The organism is Cupriavidus sp. MPR-AND1C (genome assembly GCF_058809705.1).
Genome location: NZ_JBXASU010000009.1, coordinates 1 through 12,242 on the forward strand (window position 1 = coordinate 1; position 12,242 = coordinate 12,242).

Here is a 12,242-nt window from a genome sequence, read left to right on the forward strand (position 1 = left end):
GCCAAGAAAGTAGGCAAAGAAGGCGCGCCGGATGGGGCGACACCCCCTCGTCGTCAGCCAAAAAGAGCGGCCGGGACTCAAACTCGCATCGCCTTAAGGCGATACTCAGACATGGGTCCCTCTTTTCCGCTCTTTTCGCCGGATCACGAGGCGCCCCATACGGCCTGGTACACCTACACGGCTCGCTTCGCATCGCGCATGGGTATTTCCCGCCCCCAGGCGGGAATCACGGCTGCAATGAATCGTCGCTTGCTGTTCCTCGGTTCTCAGTCGCCCTCGGAGTGCGCAGCGTCGGTTCCTCGCTGTTCCTTCACTACCGCATACCGCGCCAGGGTCTCCTTGCGGGCTACGTCGTGTTGCACGATCGGCCGCGGGTAGTTTTCCCCTAGCTTGACCCCGGCTGCTAGCAACACGTCCTCTGAGGCTGTCCAGGGGGCATGTATGTACTTGTCCGGCAGGCGTGCCAGTTGCGGCAGGTACTTCCTGATAAATCGTCCCTGCGGGTCGAATTTCTCAGACTGCGTGGTCGGGTTGAAGATGCGGAAGTAGGGCTGGGCGTCGCAGCCGGTGGAGGCGGCCCACTGCCAGCCGCCGTTGTTGGCGGAGAAGTCGAAGTCGTTGAGCTGGTCGGCGAAGTACTGTTCGCCGCGCCGCCAGTCCACGCCGAGGTCCTTCACCAGGAAGCTCGCTACCACCATGCGCAGCCGGTTATGCATGTAGCCGCTTTGCCGGATCTGCAGCATGGCGGCGTCCACTAGCGGGTAGCCGGTCCTGGCGTCGCACCAGGCCTGGAAGTAGCGCTCGCCGGTGTCGCCATTGATCCAGCGGATGGCATCGTAGGCGGAGTGGAAGGCATGCCCCGCGGCGACCCGGGGGTGGTGGTGCAGGATCATGAAGTAGAAATCGCGCCAGATCAGCTCCGACAGCCAGGTGGCGGCGCCGGCGCTCTCGGCGCCGCCGCGCAGCGTGGCGGCGTGGGCGGTGCGGGCGAGCGTGCGGATCGACAGGGTGCCAAAGCGCAGGTGCACCGACAGGTAGCTCGGGCCGCGCAGGGCGGGGAAGTCGCGCCGGCGCGCGTAGTCGCCCATGCGCTCGCAGAACTCGTCGAACAGGGCGTGGGCGCCGGCGCTGCCGGTGGGCATGGCGATCTCGGCCAGGTTGGAGGGGGCGAAGCCCAGTGCCTCCAGCGTGGGCAGCGGCCGCAGGTAAGCCTTGGGCGGAGCGGCCAGTGACTTCAGATAAGGCTCGACCGGGTAGGGCTTGAGGTCGAACGGAAGCAAGGCCTTGAGCCAGGCGTTCTTGTAAGGCGTGAAAACCGAAAAAGGCTTGCCCTGGCCGGTCAGGATCTCATCCCGCTCAAAGATCACCTGGTCCTTGAAGCTGAAGAATGCGCAGGGCTGGCCCGCCAGTGCCTGCCTGACCTCGGTATCGCGGGCCAGCGAGGCGGGCTCGTAGTCGTGGTTGGCGAACACGGCGGTGACGCCGAGCTCGGCGGCCAGCTCGGGAATGGCTGCGCGCGCATGGCCGTGCAGCACGATCAGGCCGCCGCCGGCCGCGCGCAGCGCTTCGTCCAGCGGGGCCAGCGAGGCCAGGATGAACGCCACCCGGCGGTCGGCCGCCAAGCCGCGCGCCAGCAGCGGATCCAGGATCTCGCGGTCGAAGACGAAGACGCACCATACCTGGCGGCAGTGCTTGAGGGCATAATGCAGCGCCGCGTGATCGTCGGCGCGCAGGTCGCGCCGGAACCAGACCAGGCCGCACTCGAACAGCCGGTCGATCCGATAGGGTTGGCGGGCGTCGGCGGGGGATGGGGGCAAGATCGGGCGCTCCGGAAGTTGGGCTGGCGAAGCCTGTTACCCTACCATAGCGTCAGGCATGCGCGGCGCGCTCGGGCTGGCCCGGCATGCCGGCCAGCGTTGCCCGCAGCGCCGAACAGGCGGTCCGTATTTCGGCAATCCCGTAATCCAGCAATCCAGTAATCCAGATATCAAGAAGCAAGCCATGGCCATGACACTCGACCGCATCCTCCAATCCCAAGGCTTCGGCACCCGCCGCTATTGCGGCGACCTGATCGGGGCCGGCCTGGTGGAGGTCGACGGCACCCTGTGCGAGGATCCGGGCGCCAGGTTCGAGGTCGATGGCCTGCGCCTGACCGTGGACGGCGAGGAATGGATCGGCCACACCAAGGCCTACATCCTGCTGAACAAGCCGGTGGGCTACGAATGCTCGCAGCGCCCGCGCCACCATCCCAGCGTGTACAACCTGCTGCCGGTGCCGCTGCGCCAGCGCGAGGTGCAGGCGGTCGGGCGGCTGGATCAGGACACCACCGGCCTGCTGCTGCTCTCGGACGATGGCCAGTTCATTCACGCCCAGACCTCGCCCAAGAAGAAGGTGCCCAAGGTCTATGAAGTGACGACCGCCGAGCCGGTCACCCAAGAGCAGGTCGATGCGCTGGTGGCGGGCGTGCAGCTGGAGGACGAGCCGGCCCCGATCGCGGCGGCCGCCTGCGAAGCTACCGGCGAGCGCAGCCTGCGCCTTAGCCTGACCGAGGGCAAGTACCACCAGGTCAAGCGCATGGTGGCCGCGGCTGGCAATCATGTGGAAGCCTTGCATCGCAGCGCCATCGGCGGGTTGGTATTGGAGCCGACTCTGGCGTTGGGAGACTGGCGCTGGCTGACGCCGGAAGACCTGGCCGCCCTGACGCGCAAGGAATAGGCAGGCGGCAGCAAGCGAGCAATGACGCTGGCACAGAGGCCGGCAAGCAAGCGCACCGGGCAGGCGTCGGAATGTTGCGTTGCGGCATTCCGCGAATCTTTTCCGGACGGATGGCAACGATTTGATAAAATGCAGGAATGGCGACGCTGGAAGCCCCAATCAACCTCACTAATCAGTTCCTGATTGCCATGCCCGGCATGGCAGACCCGACTTTTTCGGGTTCCGTCGTCTACTTGTGCGAGCACAACGACCGCGGCGCGCTGGGCCTGGTGATCAATCGGCCTATCGATATCGATATGGCCACCCTGTTCGACAAGATCGACCTCAAGCTGGAGATCCAGCCGGTGGCGCAGCAGCCTGTCTATTTCGGCGGGCCGGTGCAGACCGAGCGCGGTTTCGTGCTGCATGATCCGGTTGGCATCTATGTCTCGTCGCTGGCCGTGCCCGGCGGGCTCGAGATGACCACCTCCAAGGATGTGCTGGAGGCCGTGGCCAACGGCAGCGGCCCGCAACGCTTCCTGCTCACGCTCGGCTATGCCGGCTGGGGCGCCGGGCAGCTGGAGGAAGAACTCAGCCGCAATGGCTGGCTGACCGTCCAGGCCGATCCCGAAATCATCTTCAGCGTGCCCCCCGAGGAACGCTTCGCCGCCGCCATACGCCTGTTGGGCATCGACTTCACCATGCTCTCGGGCGAGGCTGGGCATGCCTGAGGACGGAGCGACGCCAGCGCCGCGCCAGTTGCCCTCCGACGGCACCGTCCTGGCCTTCGACTACGGCGAAAAGAAGATCGGCGTTGCGCTTGGCAACTTCGTCACGCGCGAGGCTCATGCACTCGTCATCATCCCCAATATCACCGTGGAAGGCCGCTTCGAGGCGGTAACCGCGTTGATCGACGAGTGGGCGCCGGTGCAACTGGTGGTGGGCATGCCCACCAATCCGGATGGCAGCCAGCAGCCTTCGATGCGGCTCGCACGCCGCTTCGGCAACCAGTTGAACGGCCGCTTCGGCTTGCCGGTGGCCTGGGTGGACGAAAGCTACACATCGATCGCCGCGGAGATGGCCGGCGCCCGCAAGGGCGCGCTTGACGCCGAGGCCGCCAGCCTCATCCTGCAACAGTACTTCGACCAGCATCCGTTATGACCCAGACTTCCTCTCTCGACGCCGAGGCGCTCTACCGTACGTTGCGTGACCAGTTGCAGGCCGCGCTGCCTGAGGCTGAACGGGCGCAATGGTCGGTCGCCGGCATCTATTCGGGCGGCGCCTGGATTGCCGAACGGCTGGCCGCCGACCTGCAACTGGCGGCCCACGGGGTCATCAACGTTGCCTTCCACCGCGACGACTATGCCAAGAAGGGCCTGCATAGCCAGGCCCAGCCGACCACGCTGCCCTTTGACGTGCAAGACCGCAAGATCCTGCTGATCGACGACGTGCTGGCCACCGGGCGCACCATCCGCGCCGCCGTCAACGAACTGTTCGACTACGGCCGCCCGGCCCGCGTGGCGCTGGCCGTGCTGGTCGATCGCGGTGGGCGCGAACTGCCGGCGGCTGCGGACTTTGCCGCCGCGCACGTCGCGTTGCCGCCCGGGACCACGCTGGTGCTGTCGCATGAGGGCACCGGCTCCGACATGCGCTTTGCCTTCGCCAACGAGGCCACCGGCAACTAAGCCTGCCCAGCTTAACCGCCGGCGCGCCCGCAACGGCACGCCGGCAAGCCAGACCCAGACCTGCCCAGACCTGCCCAGACCAGTCAACGCCACCGCCCGGCCCTTTCTACCTGCCATGATCAAGACGTTCCGCAACCCGCAACTGACCAAGAACGGCGAGCTCAAGCACCTGCTTTCGATCGAGGGCCTTTCGCGCGAGATGGTCGCGCACATCCTCGACACCGCCAGCCAGTTCGTCTCGCTGTCCGACTCGGACCGCGAAGTGAAGAAGGTGCCGCTGTTACGCGGCAAAAGCGTGTTCAACCTGTTCTTCGAGAACTCCACGCGTACCCGCACCACCTTCGAGATTGCCGCCAAGCGGCTCTCCGCGGACGTGCTCAACCTGAACATCAACGCCTCGTCCACCAGCAAGGGCGAGTCGCTGCTAGACACCATCAACAACCTGTCGGCGATGTCGGCCGACATGTTCGTGGTGCGCCACGCCAGTTCCGGCGCGCCCTACCTGATCGCCGAGCACGTCGCGCCCCATGTGCATGTCATCAACGCCGGTGACGGCCGCCATGCGCACCCCACGCAGGGGCTGCTCGACATGTACACGATCCGCCACTACAAGAAGGATTTCACCAATCTCACGGTCGCCATCGTGGGTGACATCCTGCACTCCCGCGTGGCGCGCTCCGACATCCACGCGCTGACCACGCTGGGCGTGCCCGAAGTGCGCGCCATCGGCCCGCGCACGCTGCTGCCCTCGGGGCTGGAGCAGATGGGCGTGCGTGTCTTCCACAATATGGAAGAGGGGATGAAGGGTGTGGACGTGGTGATCATGCTGCGCCTGCAGAACGAGCGCATGAGCGGCGCGCTGCTGCCCTCGGCGCAGGAGTACTTCAAGGCCTATGGGCTCACTCCGGAGCGCCTGGCGCTGGCCAAGCCCGATGCCATCGTGATGCACCCGGGCCCCATGAACCGTGGCGTGGAGATCGATTCCGCCGTGGCTGACGGGCCGCAGTCCGTGATCCTCAACCAGGTGACTTTCGGCATTGCGGTACGCATGGCCGTGATGGGCATCGTGGCCGGAAACCACGACTGATCTCATGATGGATAGCGCCCGACCGACAAGGTCCAGGCAAGCCAGAACAACCGAATACAAGCCAAGCGACACGATATGAAGATCCACATCAAGGGCGGCCGCCTGATCGACCCGGCCGCGAACGTCGATGCGCAGCAAGACCTCTACATTGCCGCCGGCAAGATCGTCGGCGTGGGCAGCGCGCCGGCGGACTTCCACGCCAACAAGACCATCGATGCCAGCGGGCTGATCGTCTGCCCCGGCCTGGTCGACCTGTCCGCGCGGCTGCGCGAGCCGGGCTATGAATACAAGGCCACGCTCGAATCCGAAGTGGCGGCAGCCACCGCCGGCGGCGTGACCAGCCTGGTTTGCCCGCCCGACACCGACCCCGTGCTCGACGAGCCCGGCCTGGTCGAGATGCTCAAGTACCGCGCCCGCACGCTCAACCAGACCCACGTGTATCCGCTGGGCGCGCTCACGCTGGGCCTCAAGGGCGAGACGCTGACCGAGATGTCGCAGTTGACCGAGGCCGGCTGCATCGGCTTTTCGCAGGCCGAAGCACCGATCCGCAACACCCAGGTGCTGCTGCGCGCCCTGCAGTACGCGCAGACCTTCGGCTTCACCGTCTGGCTGCGCCCGGAAGACCCATACCTCGGTGGCGGCGTGGCCGCCAGCGGCGCCGTGGCGTCGCGCCTGGGCCTGTCCGGTATGTCGGTGATTGCCGAGACCGTGCGCCTGCACACCATCTTCGAGCTGATGCGCGCCAGCGGCGCACGCGTGCACCTGTGCCGCCTGTCGTCGGCCGCCGGCATCGAGCTGGTGCGCCAGGCCAAGCGCGAAGGGCTCAAGGTGACCTGTGACGTCAACATCCATCATGTGTCGCTGACCGACATGGACATTGGCTACTTCAACTCGCAGATGCGCTTCTCGCCGCCGCTGCGCAGCGCACGCGACCGCGATGCCATCGTGGCCGGGCTGGCCGACGGTACCATCGACGCACTGTGCTCGGACCACACCCCCGTGGACGACGACGAAAAGCTGCTGCCCTTCGCCGAAGCCTCGCCAGGCGCCACCGGGCTGGAACTGCTGCTGCCGCTGACGCTGCGCTGGGCCGAGGAGCACAAGGTGCCGCTTGGCAAGGCGCTAGCCCGCATCACGGCCGAGCCGGCCCGCGTGCTCGGCCTGGCTGCCGGCACGCTGGCCACAGGCAGCGCCGCCGATATCTGCATCTTCCATCCCGAGCAGGAATGGAAGGTCGAGCGGCGCGCGCTCAAGAGCCAGGGCAAGAATTCGCCGTGGCTCGGCTACGAGATGCGCGGGCGCGTGCGCACCACGCTGGTCGGCGGCCACGTTGTCTACGAACTGCACTGAACACCATGCCCGGCCGAGGGAAGTTGGACAACTTGGTTCAGGTACGTTCGCCAGCGAGGCAGGCATGATCTGGCTGCGCAAGACCGCCCTGATCCTCCACCTGCTGCGCGGCCTCGCGACCTGCGCGGTGCTGTTCCCCTGGCTCGGTGTCGAGTCGCGGCAATGGCATATCCGGCGCTGGTCGCGCCGGCTGCTGCGGATCTGCGGGGTCACAGTCGACGTGCAGGGCCTGCAGCCCGGACAGGCGGCACCGCATGGCGCCATGGTGGTGTCCAACCACATTTCCTGGCTGGATATCTACGTCATCAACTGCTGGCACCCCGTGCGATTCGTGGCCAAATCGGAAATCCGTGACTGGCCCTTGATTGGCTGGCTGTGCGCGCAGACCGGTACCATCTTCATCGAACGCGCACGCAAGCGCGACGCGCATCGCGTGCTGCATGCCATTACCGACGTGATGCTGCAAGGCGATCTGGTCTGCGTGTTCCCGGAAGGCACGACCACGGATGGCAGTAGCGTGCTGCCGTTCCATGCCAACCTGATGCAGGCGCCGATATCGGGTGGGCTGCCGGTGCAGCCGGTGGGGTTGGCTTACCTGGATGCCGCGACCGGCCAGCCGACGCTGGCACCGGCATATATTGGCGAGCTGAGCCTGCTGGAGACGCTCGATGCGGTGCTGCGGGCGCCGCCGATTACGGCGCGGCTATGCTTTGCGCCAGCCCTCACCGCCACCAGCGCCAGCCGGCGCGACCTGGCCGAGGCGGCTCGCGCGGTAGTGAACCATCTGAGCCAGGGCGCGCAACAGCACGCAGTGGAACTCGTGGTGCGGGTGAACGAAGGGCGCGAAAGCGAGCGATCCTTTAGCGAAGGCGACGTGAGCGCGGATTCTCCCGCGCCGGCTGCCTGACCGGCTCAGGCTAGCGGATCGCAATACTGCGGGCATTCCACCTGGATCAGCGTGCGTTCAGCCGGATCCGCCGCCAAGCGCGCGGCGGTGAGCTTGCCACCCCAGACACACCCAGTATCCAGCGCCATCAGGTTGGGGCGCATCACCAATCCGAGCGTGGACCAATGCCCACACACCACCGTGGTGTCTTCGGTGCGCCGTCCGGGCACATCGAACCAGGGCATGAAGCCAGCCGGCGTGCTGCCGGGGCCCTCCTTGGTCTTGAGATCCATTACGCCGTCAGCGTCGCAAAAGCGCAGGCGGGTCAGGGCGTTGATCACGACGCGGTGACGCTCGATGCCCCGCAAGGCCGGGTCCCACCGGTCCGCCGCATTGCCGAAGATGTCGGCCAGGAACGCCTTCCAGCCCGGGCCGCGCAGTTCACGCTCGACTTCCGCCGCCAGCGCCATGGTCTGCTCTGCGGTCCACTGCGGAAGCACGCCGGCGTGCACGAGCAGGAAGCCGTCTTCGTGGATGGCCAAGGGGCGATGCCTTAGCCAAGTGAGCAACTCATCGCAATCCGGCGCTTCGAGGATGTCGGTCAAAGTGTCGCTTCGGCCGTTTTTGCGCACGCCGGCGGCGACAGCCAGCAGGTGGATGTCGTGGTTGCCGAGTACGGATTCGGCGCGCTTGCCAAGCTGGCGGACGGTTCGCAGTGTGCGTGCGGAGGCAGGGCCGCGGTTTACCAGGTCGCCTACGAAGCGGAGTTGGCTGTCGGCGGGGAGGTGTTGTAAGACGAGTTCTTCAAGGGAACCTGCGCATCCCTGAAGGTCGCCGATGGCGTAATGATGTGTAGTAGTCACAAAAATAAATTGCCTGATTGATCGCACACGTAGAATGGTTTGAATTGGCAATATTGTGCTGAAATTTCCGATGGGACGTTACAACAAGCTACAAAAATATGTCTATTCCGGGTGGGCCCCCGCCCCCGGTCGGATAGAATACCGCCACTTCTGCAGGTACTTAAGATCCCGCCGTCCCCACGATGGACCAAGGCGGGCGCTCGGCATTGGTCGGGGCCTCGAAATATATCGATAGGCAGGGAGCACAACTTTTGTCTCATATTCTCGTTACGGGCGGTGCGGGGTTCATCGGTGCCAACTTCGTTTTGAGCTGGTTTGGCACCGACGCTGCCGACAGCGTTGTCAACGTCGACAAGCTTACCTACGCGGGCAACCGGAAGACGCTTGCCTCGTTGGATGGCAACGCCCGCCATGTCTTCTCGCAGACGGATATCTGCGACCGCGCGGCCCTGGACCGACTTCTAGCGACCTACAAGCCGCGCGCCGTGGTGCACTTTGCTGCTGAGAGCCATGTAGACCGCTCCATTCACGGCCCGGGCGAATTCATCCAGACCAATATCGTCGGCACCTTCACGCTGCTCGAAGCCGTGCGCGCTTATTGGAGCGCGCTCGATGACGAAGCCAAGGCAGCCTTTCGCTTCCTGCACGTCTCCACCGACGAGGTCTTCGGTTCGCTAGAAGCGGACGATCCGCAGTTCTCCGAGACCACGGCCTATGCGCCCAATAGCCCCTATTCGGCCTCGAAAGCGGCATCCGACCACTTGGTGCGGGCCTATCACCACACCTATGGCTTGCCGGTTGTTACCACCAACTGCTCCAACAACTACGGCCCCTATCACTTCCCCGAGAAGCTGATACCCTTGATCATCGCGAACGCGCTGGGCGGCAAGCCCCTGCCGGTCTATGGCGACGGACTGAACGTGCGCGACTGGCTGTATGTAGGCGACCATTGCGCCGCCATTCGTGAAGTTCTGGCGCGCGGCCGCCTGGGCGAAACGTACAACGTCGGCGGCTGGAACGAGAAGACCAACCTCGATGTCGTGCATACGCTGTGCGATCTGCTTGACGAACTGAAGCCCAAGGCGGCGGGTTCGTACCGCGATCAGATTTCGTTTGTGAAGGACAGGCCCGGCCATGATCGCCGGTACGCCATCGATGCACGCAAGCTGGAGCGGGAACTCGGCTGGAAGCCGGCGGAAACGTTCGAGACTGGCCTGCGCAAGACCGTGCGGTGGTACCTCGACAATCAGGCGTGGGTGCAGGACGTGGTTTCGGGGGATTATCGGAACTGGGTGGCGAAGCAATATGCAGCGTAAGCCGTTTCCCACCCCCACCATTCTTGTAACAGGAAGCAACGGTCAGGTCGGATTCGAACTGCGCCGGAGTCTGGCACCCCTGGGCAATGTCGTGGCGCTCGACCGGGCTGGCTGCGATCTGTCGCAGGCCGACGACCTGCGCCGCGTGGTGCGTGAGCATCGTCCGGCCGTCATCGTCAATGCCGGCGCCTATACGGCGGTAGACAAGGCCGAGACCGAGCACGATCTGGCTTTCGCGGTGAATGGCGTGGCTGCGGGCGTGCTCGCTGAGGAGGCGCTCGCCCTGGGCAGCCTGCTTGTCCACTATTCAACGGACTACGTGTTCGACGGCACGGCCCAAGGCGCCTACGTCGAGACGGATGCCGTCAATCCGCAATCGGCCTACGGCAAGAGCAAGCTTGCCGGCGAACAGGCTGTCGCGGAGTCGGGTGCGCAGGCGCTGGTGCTGCGGACTTGTTGGGTGGCCGGTGCACATGGCGGCAATTTCGCCAAGACGATGCTTCGGCTTGCCGGCGAGCGAGACAGCCTGCGTGTGATTGCCGACCAGTTCGGTGTGCCCACCACGGCGGCGTTGATCGCCGATGTCACTGCGCAGATTGTGGCCCGCCACTGGCTGACGGGGTTGCGCGAGGCTTTCCCGTCCGGCGTCTACCACCTTGCGGCAGCCGGGGAAACGAGCTGGCATGGCTACGCGGTGGAGGTGCTGCGATATGCCCGGACGCTGGGTGTCGCACTGAAGGCCGGCCCGGAGAACGTCGAAGCCATTCCCGCGACGGCTTACCCGTTGCCGGCGCCGCGCCCCGCGAATTCGCGGCTCGATACGACGCGCATGCGCGAAACGTTCGGCATTCACTTGCCGTCCTGGGAGCAGGGTATTCACCACCTGCTCGACCAGATCCTCCTGTAACGGACATCAATATGCGCAAAGGCATCATCCTGGCCGGAGGTTCCGGCACACGGCTCTATCCGATTACCAAATCCTTGTCGAAGCAGCTCCTGCCGGTCTACGACAAGCCGATGATCTACTATCCGCTGTCCACGCTGATGCTGGCAGGGATTCGTGACATCCTCATTATTTCGACGCCCGAGGATACGCCGCGTTTCGCCGACCTGCTCGGCGACGGCAGCGCGCTGGGTATCAATCTCCAGTATGCGGTGCAGCCCAGCCCCGACGGGCTGGCGCAGGCCTTCATCATCGGCGAGCAATTCGTGGGCAATTCCCCGAGCGTGCTGGTGCTGGGCGACAACATTTTCTATGGCCACGACCTTCAGGGCCTGCTCCACGAGGCCGACCGAAACGATGAAGGGGCCACCGTGTTCGCGTATCACGTCACGGACCCGGAGCGTTACGGCGTGGTGGCTTTCGACAAGGGCGGCAAGGCATTTTCCATCGAAGAGAAGCCGCAGGTGCCGAAGAGCAACTTCGCGGTGACGGGGCTCTATTTTTACGACAACGACGTCGTCGACATCGCCAAGGCGGTGAAGCCGAGCGCGCGCGGCGAGCTCGAGATCACGGCGGTCAACCAAGTCTATCTGGAGCGAGGCCAGCTCAAAGTGCAGATCATGCAGCGTGGATTCGCCTGGCTTGATACCGGCACGCATGAGAGCCTGCTCGATGCGGGGCAGTTCATCGCCACGCTGGAGCACCGCCAGGGCCTGAAGATCGCGTGCGTCGAGGAAATCGCCTGGCGCCAGGGCTTCATCGATGCCGCTGCATTCGAAAAGCTGGCACAACCGCTAGCGAAGAGCACCTACGGGCAATACATGCTGCGTCTGCTGAAGGATGGGATATCCGCATGAACGTCATTGCAACGGCCATCCCCGACGTCCTGATTCTCGAGCCAAAGGTATTCGGCGACGAGCGTGGATTCTTCTTCGAGAGCTTTAACCAGAAGATCTTCGCCGAGGCGACGGGGCTCGATGTCAGCTTCGTGCAGGACAACCACAGCCGCAGTGCCAAGGGCGTGCTTCGCGGCCTGCACTACCAAGTCACGCAGCCACAAGGCAAGCTGGTGCGCGTGGTACGCGGTGCCGTGTTCGATGTGGCGGTCGATATTCGCCCGGCCTCGCCCCATTTTGGGCAGTGGGTCGGCGTGGAGTTGAGCGAGGAGAACCAGCGACAGTTCTGGGTGCCCCCGGGCTTTGCCCACGGCTTCCTGGTATTCAGCGACAGTGCCGATTTCCTGTACAAGACCACGGACTACTATGCCCCGGAATTCGAGCGATGCATCGCATGGGATGATCCCGACCTGGCTATCACCTGGCCGGGTGGCGTGACGCCCGTCCTTTCGGCGAAGGACAAGCTGGGCAAGCGCCTCAGCGAAGCGGAGACCTGCTGACCGGCAAGGCCGGGCATGGCTT

The 12,242-nt window shown here is 64.9% G+C and carries 13 protein-coding genes; 11 read left to right on the top strand and 2 right to left on the bottom strand.

Annotation, left to right across the window (positions count from 1 at the left end; all coding sequences use genetic code 11):
* Positions 1–266: 266 nt before the first annotated feature.
* Positions 267–1,817, bottom strand: coding sequence for a cryptochrome/photolyase family protein (locus tag AC1RWI_RS07640; RefSeq protein WP_492865483.1), 1,551 nt, complete (start codon positions 1,815–1,817; stop codon positions 267–269).
* Between the two features lie 190 nt (positions 1,818–2,007).
* Here AC1RWI_RS07640 and AC1RWI_RS07645 point away from each other — a divergent pair, with 190 nt between their 5' ends.
* The 7 genes from AC1RWI_RS07645 to AC1RWI_RS07675 all read left to right on the top strand — a co-directional run bounded on the left by AC1RWI_RS07645 (position 2,008) and on the right by AC1RWI_RS07675 (position 7,723).
* Positions 2,008–2,715: a pseudouridine synthase gene (locus tag AC1RWI_RS07645; protein WP_173430715.1), complete on the top strand. Its 708-nt coding sequence runs from the start codon at positions 2,008–2,010 to the stop codon at positions 2,713–2,715.
* Between the two features lie 137 nt (positions 2,716–2,852).
* Complete coding sequence (locus AC1RWI_RS07650; protein ID WP_043348720.1) at positions 2,853–3,425, top strand: YqgE/AlgH family protein; 573 nt, start codon at positions 2,853–2,855, stop codon at positions 3,423–3,425.
* Positions 3,418–3,855: a Holliday junction resolvase RuvX gene (gene ruvX / locus AC1RWI_RS07655; protein ID WP_043348717.1), complete on the top strand. Its 438-nt coding sequence runs from the start codon at positions 3,418–3,420 to the stop codon at positions 3,853–3,855. The genes AC1RWI_RS07650 and ruvX overlap by 8 nt, the downstream gene beginning before the upstream one ends.
* Entirely contained in the window at positions 3,852–4,379 is a 528-nt protein-coding gene (gene pyrR, locus AC1RWI_RS07660) for a bifunctional pyr operon transcriptional regulator/uracil phosphoribosyltransferase PyrR (protein WP_492865485.1), read from the top strand. The genes ruvX and pyrR overlap by 4 nt, the downstream gene beginning before the upstream one ends.
* Before the next feature lie 115 nt (positions 4,380–4,494).
* On the top strand, positions 4,495–5,466 hold the full coding sequence (locus tag AC1RWI_RS07665) for an aspartate carbamoyltransferase catalytic subunit (protein ID WP_043348713.1): 972 nt from the start codon (positions 4,495–4,497) through the stop codon (positions 5,464–5,466).
* 75 nt (positions 5,467–5,541) lie between these two features.
* The gene (locus tag AC1RWI_RS07670) at positions 5,542–6,816 is read left to right on the top strand and encodes a dihydroorotase (protein ID WP_183036601.1); all 1,275 of its coding nucleotides are present in this window, start codon (positions 5,542–5,544) and stop codon (positions 6,814–6,816) included.
* 64 nt (positions 6,817–6,880) lie between these two features.
* Positions 6,881–7,723, top strand: a complete 843-nt coding sequence (locus AC1RWI_RS07675) for a lysophospholipid acyltransferase family protein (RefSeq protein WP_043348707.1) — start codon at positions 6,881–6,883, stop codon at positions 7,721–7,723.
* Between the two features lie 5 nt (positions 7,724–7,728).
* On the opposite strand, the gene AC1RWI_RS07680 is transcribed toward AC1RWI_RS07675, so the two are convergent.
* A complete protein-coding gene (locus AC1RWI_RS07680) occupies positions 7,729–8,571 on the bottom strand; it encodes a symmetrical bis(5'-nucleosyl)-tetraphosphatase (protein ID WP_492865694.1) in 843 nt (280 codons plus the stop codon).
* 245 nt (positions 8,572–8,816) lie between these two features.
* On the opposite strand from AC1RWI_RS07680, the gene rfbB reads away from it, so the two are divergent.
* Genes rfbB through rfbC form a run of 4 tightly spaced genes read left to right on the top strand, consistent with a single transcriptional unit; the run spans position 8,817 to position 12,220 of the window.
* Positions 8,817–9,881, top strand: a complete 1,065-nt coding sequence (gene rfbB / locus AC1RWI_RS07685) for a dTDP-glucose 4,6-dehydratase (RefSeq protein ID WP_492865488.1) — start codon at positions 8,817–8,819, stop codon at positions 9,879–9,881.
* Positions 9,871–10,788 carry a dTDP-4-dehydrorhamnose reductase gene (gene rfbD / locus AC1RWI_RS07690; RefSeq protein ID WP_492865490.1) on the top strand — a complete coding sequence of 306 codons (918 nt, stop codon included), beginning with the start codon at positions 9,871–9,873 and terminating at the stop codon, positions 10,786–10,788. The genes rfbB and rfbD overlap by 11 nt, the downstream gene beginning before the upstream one ends.
* 11 nt (positions 10,789–10,799) lie before the next feature.
* Positions 10,800–11,681 carry a glucose-1-phosphate thymidylyltransferase RfbA gene (gene rfbA, locus AC1RWI_RS07695; RefSeq protein WP_492865492.1) on the top strand — a complete coding sequence of 294 codons (882 nt, stop codon included), beginning with the start codon at positions 10,800–10,802 and terminating at the stop codon, positions 11,679–11,681.
* Positions 11,678–12,220 (top strand): dTDP-4-dehydrorhamnose 3,5-epimerase, encoded by a 543-nt coding sequence (gene rfbC, locus AC1RWI_RS07700; RefSeq protein WP_492865494.1) that lies wholly within the window; start codon positions 11,678–11,680, stop codon positions 12,218–12,220. The genes rfbA and rfbC overlap by 4 nt, the downstream gene beginning before the upstream one ends.
* Positions 12,221–12,242 lie beyond the last annotated feature (22 nt).

Bases quoted from the DNA above. Each gene is read 5' to 3' on its own strand.
- AC1RWI_RS07645 (WP_173430715.1), top strand. From the start codon at position 2,008: ATGACACTCGACCGCATCCTCCAATCCCAAGGCTTCGGCACCCGCCGC.
- AC1RWI_RS07650 (WP_043348720.1), top strand. From the start codon at position 2,853: ATGGCGACGCTGGAAGCCCCAATCAACCTCACTAATCAGTTCCTGATT.
- ruvX (WP_043348717.1), top strand. From the start codon at position 3,418: ATGCCTGAGGACGGAGCGACGCCAGCGCCGCGCCAGTTGCCCTCCGAC.
- pyrR (WP_492865485.1), top strand. From the start codon at position 3,852: ATGACCCAGACTTCCTCTCTCGACGCCGAGGCGCTCTACCGTACGTTG.
- AC1RWI_RS07665 (WP_043348713.1), top strand. From the start codon at position 4,495: ATGATCAAGACGTTCCGCAACCCGCAACTGACCAAGAACGGCGAGCTC.
- AC1RWI_RS07670 (WP_183036601.1), top strand. From the start codon at position 5,542: ATGAAGATCCACATCAAGGGCGGCCGCCTGATCGACCCGGCCGCGAAC.
- AC1RWI_RS07675 (WP_043348707.1), top strand. From the start codon at position 6,881: ATGATCTGGCTGCGCAAGACCGCCCTGATCCTCCACCTGCTGCGCGGC.
- rfbD (WP_492865490.1), top strand. From the start codon at position 9,871: ATGCAGCGTAAGCCGTTTCCCACCCCCACCATTCTTGTAACAGGAAGC.
- rfbA (WP_492865492.1), top strand. From the start codon at position 10,800: ATGCGCAAAGGCATCATCCTGGCCGGAGGTTCCGGCACACGGCTCTAT.
- rfbC (WP_492865494.1), top strand. From the start codon at position 11,678: ATGAACGTCATTGCAACGGCCATCCCCGACGTCCTGATTCTCGAGCCA.